Below are 17,901 nucleotides of genomic sequence, written 5' to 3'. Positions count from 1 at the left end.
GACTGGTGGGTGTGGCGCTGACAGATGGTGCATCAGATGTCATGTTGTTCAGCAGCAACGGCAAAGTGATTCGTTTCCCGGAAACGGATGTGCGTTCGATGGGCCGTGTATCTCGTGGCGTTCGTGGTATGCGCATCAGTGATAGTGAACGCATCATTTCACTGATTATCGCCCAGCCCGATGGCGCCATTCTGACCGCCACAGAGTTTGGTTACGGAAAACGAACCAACCTTGAAGAATACCGCGTACAGGGTAGAGGCGGGCAAGGCATCATCTCAATTCAGACTTCAGCACGAAACGGTAATGTCGTGGGGGCTGTTCAAGTCTGTGATGAAGATCAAATCATGCTGATCACCAACGGCGGCACATTGGTGCGGACTCCGGTCAAAGATGTGTCTTTGGTGGGCAGAAACACTCAGGGCGTCAAGCTTATCAATCTGACTAAAGATGAAAAACTGGTTGGACTGGAACGTGTCATCGAAGATGAAGACAATGACGCTGATGCCGATGAACAGGCAGCAGACAACACTGACGATACAGAAGAATAACGACATTGAGAGCATTTAATTTTAGTGCCGGTCCGGCCATGCTGCCGACGGAAGTCATTATGCAGGCACAGGACGAAATGCTTGACTGGCGTGGTACCGGAATGTCTGTGATGGAAATGAGCCATCGCGGTCCTGAATACACATCGATTGCCACTGAAGCTGAGCAGGATTTACGAGATTTATTGAATATTTCGGATGACTACGCAGTGCTGTTTCTGCAAGGCGGTGCTTCCAGCCAGTTTTCGATGATTCCGATGAATCTGCTGCGAGGAAAATCTACTGTAGATTACCTCAATACCGGCGCCTGGTCTCAAAAAGCCATTGCTGAGGCAAAACGCTACGCACAGGTCAACGTGGCGACTGATTCGACGGCTAATCGCTTTACCACGATTGCTGATCAAGCTGACTGGCAGCTTAATTCATCGGCTGCCTATGTGCATTACACACCGAATGAGACCATACATGGGCTCGAGTTTGCTGAGATCCCGGATGTTGGCGATGTTCCGCTAGTAGCAGATTTTTCGTCGACCCTGTTATCCAGACCCCTGGATGTGAGCCGTTTTGCACTGATTTACGCCGGCGCACAGAAAAATATTGGTCCGGCAGGTCTGTGTCTGGTGATTGTGCGCAAGGATTTACTCGGCCAAACACTGCCCGGCACGCCGGTCATGTTCGATTACAAAACACATGCTGACAACGGTTCCATGTACAACACACCTGCAACCTATAGCTGGTATCTGTCTGGACTGGTGTTTAAATGGCTGAAGCGCAATGGCGGTCTGGAAAAAATGGGTGAAATCAATGCGCGTAAAGCCAGCAAACTTTACCAGGCGATTGATGGCAGTGATTTTTACAATAATCCGATCGATCCACGCTATCGTTCGTGGATGAATATTCCATTTACACTGGCTAATAGCGCACTGGACAAGCAATTTTTGCAAATGGCCGCAGATAATGGTTTGCTGACACTCAAGGGACATCGGGACCTTGGAGGTATGCGCGCCAGTATTTACAACGCGATGCCTGAGCAAGGAGTTGATAGCCTGATTGCATTTATGGCTGAGTTTGAACGTCAGTACGGTTGAACACATGAGTGAACAGAAAGCCTTACAGCACATTCGGCAACAAATAGATGAGATTGATCAGCAAATTCAGCAGTTGCTGAATCAGCGAGCCGAGTTTGCCCAAAAAGTTGCTGAGGTGAAAATAGCCTCCGGCGAGCAGGTGGATTTTTATCGGCCTGAAAGAGAAGCCATGATTTTACGGAAAGTTATGGAGAGAAATACCGGGCCACTGCCTGATGCCGAGGTCGGACGAATTTTTCGGGAAATCATGTCAGCCTGTCTGGCTGCAGAAAAACCTTTGCAAGTGGCCTATCTAGGACCGGAAGGATCATTTACCCAGGCTGCTGCGTTGAAGCATTTCGGTGGTTCTGTTCAGTTGCAACCTGTGAGCACCATCGCCAATGTATTTCGTGCTGTGGAAACTGAATACGCCCGATATGGTGTAGTGCCGGTAGAAAACTCCAGTGAGGGCATGGTTTCTCATACGCTGGATCGCTTTATCAGCTCACCATTGAAAATTAATGGTGAAGTGACTTTGCGTATTCACCATTATCTGCTTGGAAAAACCAGTCAGCTCAATCAGATCAAAACGGTATATGCACATCCTCAAGCATTGGCGCAATGTCGCCAATGGCTCGGTGATCAATTACCGCATGCTGAATTGGTTGCGCTTGATAGTAATTCGGAAGCGGCCCGGCGTGTTGCCGAGATGGGTGATGATGTGGCCGCTATTGCAGCCAGTACTGCGGCTGATATTTACGGCCTTGAAGTCATCGCCAGCAATATCGAAGATGAAGCAGGCAATACCACACGATTTTTAGTGATTGGCACTCAGGACGTTGGGCCTAGCGGCGAGGACAAAACAGCCTTGCTGGTGTCTACCCAGAACAAACCCGGTGCATTGCAAAGCCTGCTAAAGCCACTTGCAGATAGTGGCATCAGCATGAGCAGAATTGAATCACGTCCCTCGCGCAAGGGCATGTGGGAATACGTATTTTTTATTGATATCGACGGGCACAGCCAGTCGCCAGCAGTCGCTGAAGCACTGGCTAAACTTCAAAATGAAGCTTCTGTGTTCCGCGTACTGGGTTCTTATCCCAAGGCAGTTCTGTAATGGCAAAACTGATTCTGGCAAACCCGCGGGGCTTTTGTGCAGGCGTTGATCGGGCAATCGATATTGTCGAACGGGCAATAGAATTGTTTGGTGCGCCGATTTATGTTCGACACGAAGTCGTTCATAACCGGTTTGTGGTTGATGATCTACGCAACAAAGGCGCGGTTTTTGTTGATGAGCTGGATGAAGTGCCCGATGGCAATACCGTCATTTTCAGCGCTCACGGCGTTTCAAAGGAAGTGCAGCGTCAGGGCAAACAGCGTGATCTGAAAGTGTTTGATGCCACTTGTCCGCTAGTGACCAAAGTGCATCTTGAAGTAGCCAGACATGACAAGCAGGCACGGGAATGCATTCTTATCGGTCATGCCGGCCATCCGGAAGTAGAAGGCACGATGGGGCAATATACGTCCGTAGAAGGAGGTATGTACCTGGTTGAGTCGCCGGAAGATGTTGCCAATATGCAGGTCAAAAATCCCGACAATATCGCCTTTGTCACCCAGACAACACTGTCGGTAGACGATACGTCACGTGTCATCGATGCTCTGCGTGATCGATTCCCCGGGATTATTGGTCCGGGCAAAGATGATATTTGCTATGCCACGCAGAATCGTCAGGATGCGGTGAAGCTGTTGGCTGCAGAGTGTGATCTGCTGCTGGTAGTCGGCTCGGTGAACAGTTCAAACTCAAATCGTTTGCGGGAGTTGTCTGAAAAACTGGGCACACCTGCCTATCTGATCGACAATGCAGAACAGATCGATCCGGCCTGGCTGACGGGCAAACAAGTTATCGGTTTAACCGCGGGCGCTTCCGCACCGGAACTACTGGTGCAGCAAGTGGTGAATTACCTGAAAACTGTTGGTGTCGACAGTGTAGAAGAGGGTGGTGGTGAGCCAGAAACAGTTGAGTTTTCATTACCTAAAGCATTGAAAGTCGATATCAGTCAATTAAGAAAATAACGGTAGTCATTATGGATCAACAAACTCAGACAGAACTTGAAGCAGCGGCTTTTCGTCGTTTGGTGGCACATCTGCAAGAACGAACTGATGTGCAAAACATAGACCTGATGAATCTGGCTGGTTTTTGCCGCAATTGTCTGTCTAAGTGGTATCTGGCTGCGGCGGAGTCAAAAGGCCTCGACTTGAACTACGACCAGGCCCGGGAAATGGTCTATGGCATGCCTTACGATGAGTGGAAAGCCAAATATCAGACTGAGTTAAAAAAATAGTCCCGTTTCATAGCGCCTGTTAAAACGGCAAAAAATTTGTAACAAACGTCTTGCTGAACAGTCTTCCACAGACAACCAGATGCAGTAGCGGCTGACGGGTGAATTTTATGCCAGCCATCGTCAGGATTGACGTTATACGGCAGTTTCGATAAATCAGGCGTTTGATGACAACCGTGCCAGCGGTCAGGGGTAAGCAACACAGCTAATGAAGTTAATGTTGAATTGCAAAGATGTGCATGAACATGCCAGTGATTATCTGGATAAACGCCTGAGTCGTCGTAAGCGACTGGCGATTTGGTTGCATGTCATGATGTGTTCGCATTGCCGGATATTCATGAAACAATTACGCCTGACCATCGCTTCTGTTCGCAGCATTCATCAACAGCAAGATGACGACACCAAACAGCTCGCCGATGCACTTCATCAGCGTTTTCTTGAGATCCACAAAAACAAGCATTGATGGTTGAGTCTTCTCAATTCGCCGATTGCTGATATCCAGATATGGCATGTCTCAAACTGAGCCGTGCCCGGTGCAGTAGCACTCGGACATTGGACGAACTGATATCAAGAATGTGACAGATTTGTTCAAAATCCAGCCCTTCGATGTCGACCAGTGTCAAAACAGCCCGTTGCTTTTCCGGCAATTGCTCCAGGCAGTGCAGGATGACATCGCGTAATTGCTCACTGGCCAGAATTGCTTCCGGCGTGTCCAAGTTCCAGTCGGCTGGATCCCGAGTCAGCCAGCCACGGTCATTGAAGTTTCGTTCATCCGGATCCTGCCAGTCCTCGTCGAGGGATTCGAAGCGTTTTTCCCGTTTCAGCCGCGTTTTCGCACGGTTACTGACGATGGTGATCAGCCAGCTTCGCAAGGATGAGCGGCCTTCAAAGCCATGAATGGCGGAAATAATTGTTTCCCAGGCGTCCTGAACTACTTCATCGGCAAATGCTTCACCAATAATCGCCCTGGCAACAACTAACATGGTGTTGTGATATGCGCCCACCAATTGCTGGAAAGCCTCACGCTTACCCTGTTTGAGTGCCGCCACCAATTCGGCTTCAGTCAGTTCACCCTTAGAACTCATCAACGGCTGTCCTGACTTTGACTGGCGCTAGCCGCAGGTAAATGATTGATGATGGACTCGGCAATGGTTGCCAGCGTGGCCGTATCTACGCCTGCACGAATCATGGTGCGCATACCGCTGATGGCAGCCAGTATAAAACTGGCCAGTTGCTGACTGTTTGCCTGTGCATCAAGTAACTGCTCCGACTTTGCCTTGTCTAAAGCGGCAATAAAAATGGGCTCTACTGACACAATGCCCTGAGACAGTACGGCAGAGATGTCTGCATCGTGTGGGCCGATTTCGTTGGCCAGATTGACAAACAGGCAACCGGCACGTCCGCTTTCAGGTGTTGCGTCAGCTATGACTTCATCGAGCAGCTGACGGAAAAAATCGAGACCGTTATCCGAAGCATCAAGTTGTCTTTGCAGACGCTGACAGAGCTGATGCTGGTAATGGTGGATTGCCTCTAGCAGTAACTGTTTCTTGCCGCCAAATACCTGATAAAGACTGCTTTTGGATAATTGCATACACTGCATCAAATCCTGAATCGACGTTGCAGCATAACCGTGTGTCCAGAAATGACGGGTGGCCATTTCCAGTGCCTGTTGGCTGTCAAACTGACGTGGTCGTCCCGGTTGCGGCATGATTCTGGACCAAATGGTTCAATATTGAAAATATTGCAATATTCTTCTGTGAAATTCAAACAACAAATTTGGCTCCAGACCAGGTGGGTGTAAAACCCATAGATGGATTTCCTGCAATGACTGGGTCAATGAATGTCAGGTCAGTGTGGAGAAGTTTATTTTTTTGTTGTCATGACTGTAACAATTGCATTTTTGAGGCGTCTCTGTGTTATGGCTGGTCACACTGGATCTGTCATCGTGTATTTAATAATCGAGGAGTTTCACATGAATTCAAACACATCTAAAAAGGCTAATCTCTCGCTGGCTATGGGCGCTGCGCTAACTGCTGGTTTGGTACTATCACCTGCCGCAGTGCATGCGGATAGCAACCCCTTTGCGACGGCTGAACTCACATCGGGCTATATGCAGCTGGCCAAGCATCATGCGGAAGGCAAATGTGGCGAGGGCAAGTGTGGCGCGGCTGATGGTAAAGATGCCGAAGGCAAATGTGGTGCCGGTGATAAAGACACAGAAGGCAAGTGTGGCGAAGGTAAATGTGGTGGTAGCAATTAATCACTGGTGCTCAATATCGAATTGCATGAGGGCTCATCAGGAGCCCTCATGTCTTTTTGCGCCAGCGATGATGTCGAATCGAGGCAAAAAACAGCTACTAGGAAACGCAGATCATGAACCGAATCGTGACTTTTTTTCACTCGCTGCTTGAGCAAACGCGACAGATTGATTTTCTGGCACCACTGCTGTTGCGAGCCTATCTGGTGCCCGTATTCTGGGTCGCAGCTAACAATAAATGGAATCCGTTTGATGCCAGCAGCTCACTGGACAACACCATTGCCTGGTTCGCCAACCTGATTGGGGACTGGGGCTGCCATTTCCAGAGTTGATGGCCTATATGGCCTGGGGGGCTGAATATTTTGGTGCCATCGCCTTATTGCTTGGTTTGGCCGTACGCTGGATGGCAATACCGCTGATGATCACCATGATTGTTGCGGCGGTCACGGTTCACCTGAAACACGGTTGGCAGGCAATTCACGATCCGATGAGTGCATTTGCTTCTGCCAATACCCCAGATGCCATTCAGCGACTGGATCGGGTCAAGGAGATCCTGCGTGAACATGGTAATTATTCGTGGCTGACAGAACATGGCAATTTTGTCGTGCTTAATAACGGTATTGAGTTCGCGGCAACTTATTTTGTCATGTTGCTGGCACTCTTTTTCCTTGGTGCTGGTCGATATGTGAGTATCGATTTCTGGTTTGCCAGAAAATATCTCACTCAACCTGATCGGGATTGACTTATGTGGATCAAAAAGCGGCACCCCTGGGACCTACCTGAATCTGAAGTCACCGACCATAAAACCTATTTAAACCGAAGAAAATTTATTGAAGGTGCCATTGGTGTTGCTGCATTGTCAGTGATGCCTTTTGGCAAAATCAACGCCGCACGAGGTGAGGACTTTGATGGCTTGTCCTCAAGCGAATTCTCTACTGATGAGCGTCTGACCTCGTTTGAGTCCATTACCACCTACAACAATTTTTACGAGTTTGGTACTGACAAAAGCGCGCCTTCGGCACTAGCGGCAGATTTTCCGGACCCGGCCAAACCATGGCAGATCACAGTTGATGGTGAGTGTGATAACCCCGGTGTGTTTGATTATCAGGAATTTATCCAGCCCTACACACTCGAAGAGCGTATTTATCGCTTGCGCTGCGTTGAAGGCTGGTCGATGGTCATACCCTGGGTGGGCTTTCAATTATCTGAGGTGTTAAAAAAAGCCCAGCCTAACAGCCGGGCCAAATTTGTTGAGTTCACCACCTTGTATGATCCAGAACAGATGCCGGGACAGCGACGTCGGGTATTACAATGGCCCTACAAGGAAGGTTTGCGCATTGACGAAGCCATGCATCCGTTGACCATTCTGGCGGTGGGTCTGTATGGCAAAATGATGCCTGGACAGAACGGCGCACCGATCCGTCTGGTGGTGCCCTGGAAATACGGTTTTAAAAGCATCAAGTCGATCGTTCGCATTCGCTTTACCGAAAAAATGCCCTTGACCGCGTGGGTCGAGTCCGCGCCGCATGAATACGGCTTTTATTCCAACGTGAATCCCGAGGTCAATCATCCTCGCTGGAGTCAGCGTCGTGAAAGGCGTATTGGTGAATTGCTGAAACGGGAAACATTGATGTTTAACGGTTATGGTGACCATGTAGCAGAGATGTACAGCGGCATGGATTTACGAAAGTATTTTTAATGCGCCTTGAATACAGTAAACCGCTGGTGTTCAGCCTGGCATTACTGCCGTTTTGTTGGCTGGTTTATGGTTTGCTGACAGATCAACTTGGAGCCAATCCCATCGAGACCCTAACCCGTGAAACCGGTTTATGGGCATTGAGATTTTTGCTGATCACACTGTGCATCAGTCCACTGTGCTGGCTGACAGGCATGAATCATTGGCTCAGATTTCGCCGAATGCTCGGCTTGTTTGCCTTTTTTTATGCCTGTTTGCACATGCTGCTGTACCTCGGTCTGGATCAGTTTTTTGATGTCGCAGAAATTATTCGTGATATCAAAGAACGTCCATTTATCACGGTCGGCTTTATCAATTTCCTGTTGTTGTTGCCATTGGCCTTGACCTCAAGCAACGCCATGATCAAACGTCTTGGTGGTCGAAGATGGCGACAACTGCATCGATTGTCTTATCTGGCTGCCGCAACGGCTTGTTTGCACTTCTTGATGTTGGTCAAAGCAGACACCCGGCAGCCGATTATCTACATTGCTCTGCTTGCTGTGCTACTTGTCTGGCGTTTAATCCACCACCGACGTCGACAATCTGCTTCTGCTTCCTGACAGCTCAGGCCCGCCCAGCGGGCCTTTACACATGTTTTGATGACTGGCGCAAGCTAGAGAATCAATCAAAAGCTGTTACAATGGGCGGCTGTTATCAATCGCATTGAGAGTTAAGAAGGTATTTATGACTGATTTTGTCGATCAAGATCCACAAGAAACTCAGGAATGGCTGGATGCGCTGGAATCCGTAATCGAGTTTGGTGGTGAGAAAAAAGCGCATTACATCATTGAACGTCTCGTTGAGATGGCACGCCGCAGTGGCATTAACCTTCCGTACAGTGCAAATACCGCTTACGTCAATTCGATACCAGTTCACCAACAAGAGCGTATCCCCGGTGATCAGGCCATGGAGCACAAGCTGCGCTCATACATTCGCTGGAATGCGATGGCGATGGTGGTCAAAGCTAATATGAAACCTGGTTCAGTCGGTGGTCATATTGCCAGTTTCTCTTCAGCAGCTACCCTTTACGATGTCGGCTTTAACCATTTCTTCAAAGGCGAAGATTACGGTAACGGTGCTGACATGCTGTTTATCCAAGGGCACTCATCACCAGGTATTTATGCGCGTTCTTTCCTTGAAGGCCGCCTGACCGAAGAACAACTCAATAATTTCCGCTTTGAAGCTGACGGCAAAGGCCTGTCATCCTATCCACATCCCTGGTTGATGCCGGATTACTGGCAGTTCCCGACAGTCTCGATGGGCCTGGGTCCTATCCTGTCGATCTATCAAGCACGTTTCATGAAGTACATGGAACACCGAGAACTCGCCAAAACTTCGGGGCGTCATGTCTGGGCTTTCCTGGGTGACGGTGAAATGGACGAGCCAGAGTCTTTGGGTGCCATTACGCTGGCGGGTCGTGAAAAACTCGACAACCTGATTTTTGTGGTCAACTGTAACCTGCAACGTCTTGACGGTCCGGTACGTGGTAACGGCAAGATCATTCAGGAACTGGAAGCCTTATTCCGTGGTGCTGGCTGGAATGTGATCAAGATTATCTGGGGCAGTGGCTGGGATCAGTTACTGGCGCGAGATAAAAACGGTCTGCTGCTCAAGCGCATGGAAGAAGTGGTCGATGGCGAATATCAGAACTACAAAGCCAAAGACGGCGCTTATGTGCGTAAACATTTCTTTGGCAAATATCCAGAATTGCTGGAAATGGTTTCCGATATGACCGATGAGGATATCTGGAATCTGAGCCGCGGTGGTCATGACCCACGCAAGATTTACGCAGCCTACAAACGGGCTACTGAGCATGAAGGTCAACCTACCGTCATTCTAGCCAAAACGGTCAAAGGCTACGGCATGGGCCAGGCTGGTGAAGGTCAGAACACCACTCACCAGCAGAAGAAACTGGAACTGGAGCATATGAAACGGTTCCGGGATCGTTTCAACATTCCGATTTCAGATGAAGATATCGAAGAAATCCCATATCTGACGCTTGATGATGACAGTGAAGAGAAAAAATATCTGCTGGAGCGTCGTCAGGAACTGGGTGGCTTCCTGCCCAAGCGCACCGTTAAAGCACCTGCGCTGAAAATCCCGGAACTGTCGGCGTTTGATGCTGTGCTCAAATCCAGTGGTGATCGTGAATTGTCGACCACAATGGCGTTTGTCCGTGTATTAACCGCGCTGATTCGCGACAAGAATATCGGCAAGAACATTGTGCCTATCGTACCGGATGAAGCGCGAACCTTTGGTATGGAAGGTCTGTTCCGCAGCGTTGGTATTTACTCATCGTCAGGTCAGATGTACGAACCGGAAGATTCCGGCAAGGTCATGTGGTATCGCGAAGACACCAAAGGCCAGATCCTTGAAGAGGGTATTAACGAAGCCGGTGCGATGTCTGACTGGATTTCAGCCGCGACTGCCTATGCCAACTATAACGTCAACATGGTGCCGTTCTACATCTACTATTCGATGTTCGGCTTCCAGCGCGTCGGTGACCTGTGGTGGCTGGCTGGTGATATTCAGGCCAAAGGCTTCCTGCTCGGCGGTACGGCTGGCCGGACCACCTTGAATGGTGAAGGTCTGCAGCATCAGGATGGTCACAGTCTGATTCTGGCCAACACTATTCCTAACTGTGTCAGTTACGATCCGACCTACGCTTATGAAATGGCAGTGATCATTCATGACGGCTTGCGTCGCATGTATGAAAAGCAGGAAAGCGTGTTCTATTACATCACTGCGATGAACGAGAATTACACGCACCCTGAAATGCCGAAAGGTGTTGAAGAAGGCATCATCAAAGGCCTGTATCAACTGAAAGCGGGCGGAAAACACAAACTCAAAGCACAACTGTTGGGCAGTGGCACCATCTTGCGTGAAGTTGAAGCGGCTGCCGAGATGCTGGAAAACGACTGGAAAGTGTCTGCCAATGTCTGGAGCGCAACCAGCATCAACGAACTGGCACGTGATGGCATGGAAGTGGATCGTCACAATAGATTGCATCCAACCGCACCGAAAAAACGCAGCTATGTTGCAGAGTGCCTGGATGACCAACCAGGTGTAGTGATTGCCGCCACTGACTATATCCGCATGTATGCAGAACAAATCCGACCTTGGGTGCGTGGCAGCTACACTGTGCTGGGCACCGATGGCTTTGGCCGTAGTGATACCCGTGAAAAACTGCGTAACTTCTTTGAAGTGGATCGTTATCATGTGGTCGTTGCAACGCTGAGCGCGTTGGCTGAACAGGGTGAGATCAAAGCTGATGTGGTAGATAAAGCCATCAAGCAATACAACATCAATGCGGACGCAATTAATCCAGTGAAGGCATAAAAATGGCAGATTTGATTGAATTAAAAGTACCCGATATCGGTGACTTTGAAGGCGTTGAAATTATCGAAGTGCTGATCGCCGAAGGCGACAGCATCAGTGCCGAACAGGAAGTCATTACCATCGAATCCGACAAGGCTATGATGGAAATCCCGGCATCCATCGCTGGCACAGTCAAGGAAATGAAAGTCAAGGTTGGCGACAAAGTCAGTGAAGGTGATGTGATTGCCTTGCTTGAAGCCGATGCGGCTGTAGCCCAACCGGCTAAAGCTGAAGCGAGTGAACCAGCGGCTAAAGCACCGGCAGAACCCGCAGCAAAAGCAGAGCCAGCTCCGGTTGCGGCTAAAACTGAAACACCTGTCGCCACTGTGGCTAATCCACAACCCGAGCTCATCGAAAACGTGCCCTATGCACCGGATACTGAGTCGGCGAAAAAACGTTCGCATGCCTCTCCATCGGTACGTGCTTTTGCTCGTGAACTGGGCGTGCCGCTGGCGGCCGTAACTGGCACTGGTACCAAAGGCCGTATCAGTAAGGAAGATGTACAAAATTACGTCAAGAAGATCATGACGGCACCTGCACCACAGGCAGCCGCAACTGGGGCAGGTATTCCTTCTGTGCCGGTGATTAACTTTGAACAGTTTGGCGATATTGAAAAACAGGATTTGAGCCGTATCAAGAAGATCTCCGGCAAACATCTACATGCCTGCTGGTTGAATATTCCGCATGTGACTCAGTTTGATGAAGCTGATATCACTGAGCTGGAACAGTTCCGCAAGGAAAACAAGGAGATGGCGGCCAAGAAGGGCGTCAATCTGACACCACTGGTATTCATTATGAAAGCCGTGGTGGCTTGTTTGAAACAATATCCAGAATTCAATGCCTCGCTCAGCGAAGACAAGGAAAGCCTGATCCTCAAGAAGTACTACAACATCGGTGTTGCGGTGGACACACCTAACGGTCTGATGGTGCCGGTGATTCGTGATGTTGATAAAAAAGGCTTTTTGGAACTGGCTGGCGAACTGGGTGAAGTCAGCGCGCGTGCGCGTGACGGTGCACTGACAGCCAAGGATATGCAGGGCGGCACCTTTACTATCTCTAGTCTGGGTGGCATCGGTGGTCAGTTCTTCACGCCGATTGTTAACGCACCGGAAGTGGCGATTCTGGGCGTTAGTCGTCACCAGATGAAGCCGGTCTGGAATGGCAAAGAGTTTGCCCCAAGACTGATGCTGCCGCTGTCGATTTCTTATGACCATCGAGTGATTGATGGTGCTGCGGGTGCTCGCTTTACAGTGATGCTAAGCCAGATGCTGTCAGATATCAGAAAGGTATTGTTATGAGTTTGATTGAAATCAAAGTCCCGGATATTGGTGATTTTGACTCGGTTGAGATTATCGAGGTACTGGTAGCTGAAGGTGATGATGTTGCTGAAAATCAGGACATTATTACCCTGGAATCTGACAAAGCGGCGATGGAAATTCCCAGCAGCGCTGCCGGTAAGGTTGCCAGTCTCAAGGTTAAGGTCGGTGACAAGGTCAGCGAAGGCGATGTGATTCTGACCCTGGAAGCGGCTGATAACGCTCAATCTGAACCTGAAAAAGTTGAACCAGCAGCTGCGACTGAACCCAAAGCAGAAGCCAAAGCTGCACCAGCGCCCGCACCCAAGGCTGCCGCACCAGTGACTGATGCAGATATGCATGCTGAAGTTGTGGTGCTGGGCTCTGGACCGGGTGGTTACACGGCAGCATTCCGCGCCGCAGATCTTGGTAAACAAGTGATATTGATTGAACGCTACCAACGTATTGGTGGTGTCTGTCTGAATGTCGGCTGTATTCCGTCCAAGGCGCTATTGCATACGGCGCAGGTGCTCAATGAAACCAAACATATGGCACAAAATGGTGTCAGCTTTGGTGAGCCGAAGATTGATCTACGCAAACTGGCAGACTGGAAAGACAGCGTAGTCGGCAAGCTGACCGGCGGTCTGCAAGGGCTGGCCAAACAACGCAAAGTGACCGTTGTGCATGGTGTCGGCGAATTTGCCGGACCCAATGCATTGAAGGTCACTACTGATGACGGCGTAAAAACCATCAGCTTTGATAACTGCATCATCGCGGCGGGTTCACGTGTCACCAAGATTCCGGTATTTCCCAACGATGATCCACGCATGATGGACTCTACCGATGCGTTGGAGCTGGAAGATATTCCTAAACGCCTGCTGGTTATCGGCGGCGGCATTATCGGTCTGGAAATGGCCACTGTTTACAACGCACTGGGTTCAAAAATCAGTGTGGTGGAGTTGCAGGACAGCCTGATCCCCGGTGCTGACAAGGATATCGTCAAACCGCTGTTCAACCGCATCAAGGAACAGTACGAAGCGATTTACCTGAACACCAAAGTCAGCAAGATTGAGCCGCTGAAATCCGGCCTCAAGGTGACGTTTGAAGGTGATAACGCACCAGAACCGCAGACCTTTGACAAAATTCTGGTCGCTGTCGGCCGTAGCCCCAATGGCAAGTTGATTAATGCCGAAGCGGCAGGTGTGGCTGTTAATGATTATGGCTTTATCGAGGTCAACAAACAGATGCAGACCAATGTGCCGCATATCTATGCTATCGGTGACATTGTGGGGCAACCGATGTTGGCTCATAAAGCCACGCATGAAGGCAAAGTGGCGGCTGAACATATCACCGGCCGCAAAGTGGCGTTTGATGCCATGACCATCCCGTCAGTTGCCTATACCGACCCGGAAGTTGCCTGGATGGGCATGAGCGAAGATGAAGCGAAAAAGCAGGGCGTTGACTATGTCAAAGGTGCATTCCCATGGGCAGCCAGTGGTCGTAGCCTGAGTCTGGATCGCGATGAAGGTCTGACCAAGGCATTGTTCGAGAAAGAAACCGGCAAATTGATTGGTGCCGGTATTGTCGGACCGAATGCCGGTGAGTTGATTGCTGAAGCAGTATTGGCGCTGGAAATGGGCGCTGATGCCGAAGATATTGGCCTGAGCATTCATCCGCACCCGACGCTGTCGGAAACTTTTGCGTTTGCAGCGGAGATGGCAGAGGGCAACATCACGGATCTGATGCCGCCACGCAAAACATTACATTCAAAATAAACCCAACTGGCCGTGCTCTGCACGGCCATTTTTCTGTGAAATGCTGCCCATGAATTTAGTCAACGGTTCGTTAAGACCGCCGCTTAAGTGGGCGGGTGGCAAACGTTGGCTGGTGCCACGATTGCAAAAACTCTGGCTGTCATCCAATCATCAGCGATTGGTTGAACCGTTTTGCGGTGGCCTATCTGTGGCCTTGGCATTAAAACCCGAACAGGCACTGCTCAATGATATTAATCCGGCACTGATTAATTTCTACCAGCAGCTGAGTAAAGGTCTGACCATTGATTTGCCGATGGATAATGACGTTGACTGTTATTACCGCTATCGGCAGGAGTTTAATGAGATCAATCAAGAGTCTCAGGCTGCAGTTCGCAGTGCACAGTTGTTTTATTATCTTAATCGTACCGGTTATAACGGTTTGTGCCGTTTCAATAAATCCGGTGGCTTCAATGTGCCGTTTGGCCGTTACAAGTCAATCAACTATCAGACCGACTTTTCGGCTTATCAGGCTTTGCTGGCAGACTGGCAGTTTACCAATCTTGATTTTCAGCAGTTGATACTCCAGAAGGGCGACTTTGTTTATGCCGATCCCCCCTATGATGTGCCTTTTACTCAATATGCGCGTCAAGGATTTAGCTGGGATGATCAGGAGCGACTGGCCCTGTGGTTAAGCCAACATGATGGACCTGTTGCATTGTCCAATCAGGCCACCGACAGGATTAAAAAGCTCTATAAACAGCTTGGCTTCAAGCTTAAATATGTCGATGCTCCGCGCACCATTAGCTGTAAGGGCAGTCAACGACAGACCGTCAGAGAAGTGCTTGCTCTGCGCGGATTTTGATACAATAAATATAGTAAATATAGTTCATTTTTCCACAGGATTCCCTGCTCATGTCTAATATCGATAAAGTGGTGCTGGCCTACTCTGGCGGCTTGGATACATCTGTCATTTTGAAATGGCTGCAAGACACCTACAATTGTGAAGTGGTGACATTTACCGCTGATCTGGGGCAGGGTGAAGAGGTGGAACCTGCGCGCGAAAAAGCAAAGTCGCTGGGCATCAACGAAATTTACATTGAAGATTTGCGTGAAGAGTTTGCTCGTGATTACGTTTTTCCGATGTTTCGCGCCAACACCATTTATGAAGGCGAATATTTACTGGGAACCTCCATCGCACGTCCATTGATTGCCAAAAGACTGGTAGAAATTGCGAATGAAACCGGTGCTCAGGCGGTCTCTCACGGCGCAACGGGTAAAGGCAATGACCAGGTGCGTTTTGAACTCGGTGCTTATGCACTTAATCCAAACATCAAAGTGATTGCGCCATGGCGTGAGTGGGATCTGCTGTCGCGTCAAAAACTGCTCGATTACGCTGAGAAGCATGGCATCCCGGTTGAAATGAAACAGGGTAAAAAATCACCTTATTCAATGGATGCCAACTTGCTGCATATTTCTTACGAAGGCGGCATTCTCGAAGATCCCTGGGCCGAACCAGAAGAGAGCATGTGGCGCTGGTCGGTTTCACCTGAAAATGCTCCAGACACACCGACATATCTTGAGCTGACCTATCAGTCAGGCGATATCGTTGCAATCAATGGCGAGGCGATGACTCCAGCACAGGTCATGACCTACCTGAATAAAGTCGCTGGTGCCAACGGCATTGGTCGTTTGGATATTGTCGAAAATCGTTACGTCGGCATGAAGTCACGTGGCTGTTATGAGACACCTGCGGGCACTGTGATGATCAAAGCACATCGCGCAATTGAGTCGCTGACGCTGGATCGTGAAGTGGCTCATTTGAAAGATGAATTGATGCCGCGCTATGCAAGTCTTATCTACAATGGCTACTGGTGGTCTCCAGAGCGTGAAATGATGCAAACAATGATAGATGCATCACAGAAAACTGTGAATGGAATCGTCAGAATCAAGCTCTACAAAGGCAACGTCGTGGTAGTGGGTCGGGCATCAGCGACTAACAGCCTTTTCGATGAATCAATTGCTACTTTTGAAGATGATGCGGGTGCGTATAATCAGAAAGACGCCGAAGGCTTTATCAAGCTGAATGCTCTGAGATTGAAAATCGCAGGAAAGAAAAAACAGTAACAGTCACCGAGGGGTTGATGTTACCACGAGGAGTTTATGGATAATCAGGAACATTCAGAGCAGGCGGCAGAGTTTATGCGTCTGGCGATACCGTTGATGAAAAAACACGATGTTGCTATGACGCCCGCCAATTATGCGCTCTGGTTTGAATATGTTTCTGGCACTAACGCAGCGCTGATGGAAGCGGTTGACCGTGAACTGGAAGACACTGGAACGCTCGGAGAGGAACAATGCAGGATTCTCTACGAGCGTTTCTTTGACAGAAACAAAGACAAGGCAGACATTATCCAGATGCGAGATGAGCTGACACGGCTCGTCAAGGAAATCATCAATTTTGTCTACACCGGCGTCACGCATGCAGACAAATCCAGCCAGAAACTCCAGACAATCATCGGGCGCATCCACTCGGATATGACTTCAGATGAAATACATGAAATAGTCGAAGAGGTGATCGCAGAAGCTCGGCAAACGGTTTCTTCCGGTGATTTGCTCTGTGACAGACTCAATACCGCGGTTGCTGAAGTAGAGAATCTCAAGCAACAGCTTGATGAAACCCGGCGTGAGTCAAAAATTGATACCTTGACGGGCCTTGCCAATCGTCGTGCCTTTGATGAGCTGGTAGCCAGAGTCACTCGTTATGCTGATGAAAACAATCAGGAAATCTGTCTGATTTTCACTGATCTGGATATGTTCAAAAGCATTAATGATAAACACGGGCATCTGGTGGGTGATCAAGTGCTCAAAGTCATTGCTAACACGCTCAAGGGTGCTTTCAAGGGCCGTGACCTGGTCGCTAGATATGGCGGTGAAGAATTTGCCATTGTCCTGTTGAATACCAGTCTGGAAAACGCGAGAGGCCTGGCCGAAAAATTACGCGAGGATATCGCTGGCAAACGCATTCAACGCAAGGATACCCGCGAGCCACTTGGCACGATTACTATGTCTTTTGGTATTGCCCGATACGTTCCATCAGAAGGTGTCGACAGCTTTATGCAACGTGCTGATCGTGCGCTGTATATGTCAAAGCGGAAAGGGCGGAACTGCGTTTCCGAAGCACCACCACCTATCATCTAAAACAAATCTGCCGGTTCTTGTTGAAACAGGAACCGGCAAGTTTTTACTAATCTGACCCCAAAAAATCAGGCTTTGGGAAAGCTGTCAGTGAAGAACACTTCTTCCAGCGGCAGTTGTCCTGCACGTGGGTTAGCATCTTCAAGCTTTTTACCAATGGTGATCATCAGCACGATGATGTGATCATGTGGTAGATCAATCAATTTGGCGACCTGATCAAAGTCGAAACCATCCATCGGGCAGCTGTCATATCCCATCTCTTTCGCCATCAACATAATCGTTGTTGCGGCAATGCTGGCTGAACGCACGCACTCATCACGATGTGCTTGATGATGGTTG

General features: G+C 49.3%; 20 protein-coding genes. 17 read left to right on the top strand and 3 right to left on the bottom strand.

Annotation, left to right across the window (positions count from 1 at the left end):
- From MPL1_RS08835 to MPL1_RS08810, 6 genes are all read left to right on the top strand, one after another.
- A partial coding sequence (locus MPL1_RS08835; RefSeq protein WP_040577045.1) for a DNA gyrase C-terminal beta-propeller domain-containing protein occupies positions 1-548 on the top strand: 548 nt, incomplete at its 5' end.
- Between the two features lie 5 nt (positions 549-553).
- Entirely contained in the window at positions 554-1,633 is a 1,080-nt protein-coding gene (gene serC / locus MPL1_RS08830; protein ID WP_009726781.1) for a 3-phosphoserine/phosphohydroxythreonine transaminase, read from the top strand.
- A 4-nt stretch (positions 1,634-1,637) separates the two neighbouring features.
- Positions 1,638-2,726, top strand: a complete 1,089-nt coding sequence (gene pheA / locus MPL1_RS08825; RefSeq protein WP_040577044.1) for a prephenate dehydratase — start codon at positions 1,638-1,640, stop codon at positions 2,724-2,726.
- Entirely contained in the window at positions 2,726-3,682 is a 957-nt protein-coding gene (gene ispH / locus MPL1_RS08820; RefSeq protein ID WP_009726779.1) for a 4-hydroxy-3-methylbut-2-enyl diphosphate reductase, read from the top strand. Before pheA ends, ispH begins: the two co-directional genes overlap by 1 nt.
- 11 nt (positions 3,683-3,693) lie before the next feature.
- Entirely contained in the window at positions 3,694-3,951 is a 258-nt protein-coding gene (locus tag MPL1_RS08815) for a DUF1244 domain-containing protein (protein ID WP_009726778.1), read from the top strand.
- Between the two features lie 205 nt (positions 3,952-4,156).
- Positions 4,157-4,411 (top strand): anti-sigma factor family protein, encoded by a 255-nt coding sequence (locus MPL1_RS08810; RefSeq protein ID WP_009726777.1) that lies wholly within the window; start codon positions 4,157-4,159, stop codon positions 4,409-4,411.
- 13 nt (positions 4,412-4,424) lie between these two features.
- On the opposite strand, the gene MPL1_RS08805 is transcribed toward MPL1_RS08810, so the two are convergent.
- Both MPL1_RS08805 and MPL1_RS08800 read right to left on the bottom strand, forming a co-directional pair.
- Positions 4,425-5,033, bottom strand: coding sequence for an RNA polymerase sigma factor (locus MPL1_RS08805; RefSeq protein ID WP_009726776.1), 609 nt, complete (start codon positions 5,031-5,033; stop codon positions 4,425-4,427).
- Complete coding sequence (locus tag MPL1_RS08800; RefSeq protein ID WP_009726775.1) at positions 5,033-5,656, bottom strand: TetR/AcrR family transcriptional regulator; 624 nt, start codon at positions 5,654-5,656, stop codon at positions 5,033-5,035. The genes MPL1_RS08805 and MPL1_RS08800 overlap by 1 nt, the downstream gene beginning before the upstream one ends.
- 264 nt (positions 5,657-5,920) lie before the next feature.
- Here MPL1_RS08800 and MPL1_RS08795 point away from each other — a divergent pair, with 264 nt between their 5' ends.
- The 11 genes from MPL1_RS08795 to MPL1_RS08750 all read left to right on the top strand — a co-directional run bounded on the left by MPL1_RS08795 (position 5,921) and on the right by MPL1_RS08750 (position 17,565).
- A complete protein-coding gene (locus MPL1_RS08795) occupies positions 5,921-6,208 on the top strand; it encodes an HvfA family oxazolone/thioamide-modified RiPP metallophore (RefSeq protein ID WP_009726774.1) in 288 nt (95 codons plus the stop codon).
- A 113-nt stretch (positions 6,209-6,321) separates the two neighbouring features.
- A complete protein-coding gene (locus MPL1_RS14385) occupies positions 6,322-6,537 on the top strand; it encodes a hypothetical protein (protein ID WP_327036647.1) in 216 nt (71 codons plus the stop codon).
- The gene (locus MPL1_RS08790; RefSeq protein WP_327036646.1) at positions 6,537-6,947 is read left to right on the top strand and encodes an HvfX family Cu-binding RiPP maturation protein; all 411 of its coding nucleotides are present in this window, start codon (positions 6,537-6,539) and stop codon (positions 6,945-6,947) included. Before MPL1_RS14385 ends, MPL1_RS08790 begins: the two co-directional genes overlap by 1 nt.
- A gap of 3 nt (positions 6,948-6,950) precedes the next feature.
- Positions 6,951-7,904: a protein-methionine-sulfoxide reductase catalytic subunit MsrP gene (msrP, locus tag MPL1_RS08785; protein ID WP_009726773.1), complete on the top strand. Its 954-nt coding sequence runs from the start codon at positions 6,951-6,953 to the stop codon at positions 7,902-7,904.
- Entirely contained in the window at positions 7,904-8,500 is a 597-nt protein-coding gene (locus tag MPL1_RS08780; RefSeq protein ID WP_009726772.1) for a protein-methionine-sulfoxide reductase heme-binding subunit MsrQ, read from the top strand. The genes msrP and MPL1_RS08780 overlap by 1 nt, the downstream gene beginning before the upstream one ends.
- A gap of 124 nt (positions 8,501-8,624) precedes the next feature.
- Complete coding sequence (gene aceE, locus MPL1_RS08775; RefSeq protein WP_009726771.1) at positions 8,625-11,279, top strand: pyruvate dehydrogenase (acetyl-transferring), homodimeric type; 2,655 nt, start codon at positions 8,625-8,627, stop codon at positions 11,277-11,279.
- A gap of 2 nt (positions 11,280-11,281) precedes the next feature.
- Positions 11,282-12,616 (top strand): dihydrolipoyllysine-residue acetyltransferase, encoded by a 1,335-nt coding sequence (aceF, locus tag MPL1_RS08770; RefSeq protein ID WP_009726770.1) that lies wholly within the window; start codon positions 11,282-11,284, stop codon positions 12,614-12,616.
- Positions 12,613-14,388: a dihydrolipoyl dehydrogenase gene (lpdA, locus tag MPL1_RS08765; RefSeq protein ID WP_009726769.1), complete on the top strand. Its 1,776-nt coding sequence runs from the start codon at positions 12,613-12,615 to the stop codon at positions 14,386-14,388. The genes aceF and lpdA overlap by 4 nt, the downstream gene beginning before the upstream one ends.
- A gap of 49 nt (positions 14,389-14,437) precedes the next feature.
- Positions 14,438-15,229, top strand: coding sequence for a DNA adenine methylase (locus tag MPL1_RS08760; RefSeq protein WP_009726768.1), 792 nt, complete (start codon positions 14,438-14,440; stop codon positions 15,227-15,229).
- Between the two features lie 50 nt (positions 15,230-15,279).
- Positions 15,280-16,491 (top strand): argininosuccinate synthase, encoded by a 1,212-nt coding sequence (locus tag MPL1_RS08755; protein WP_009726767.1) that lies wholly within the window; start codon positions 15,280-15,282, stop codon positions 16,489-16,491.
- 36 nt (positions 16,492-16,527) lie between these two features.
- A complete protein-coding gene (locus MPL1_RS08750) occupies positions 16,528-17,565 on the top strand; it encodes a GGDEF domain-containing protein (protein WP_009726766.1) in 1,038 nt (345 codons plus the stop codon).
- Positions 17,566-17,630: 65 nt separating this feature from the next.
- On the opposite strand, the gene MPL1_RS08745 is transcribed toward MPL1_RS08750, so the two are convergent.
- Positions 17,631-17,901 (bottom strand): nitroreductase family protein (locus tag MPL1_RS08745; RefSeq protein ID WP_009726765.1); only part of this gene is annotated, 271 nt, incomplete at its 5' end.

Source organism: Methylophaga lonarensis MPL (genome assembly GCF_000349205.1).
In the GTDB taxonomy this organism is placed as follows: Bacteria; Pseudomonadota; Gammaproteobacteria; order Nitrosococcales; family Methylophagaceae; genus Methylophaga; species Methylophaga lonarensis.
Note: the sequence above shows the minus strand (reverse complement) of the source record. Positions and strands in the feature narration are given on the sequence as shown.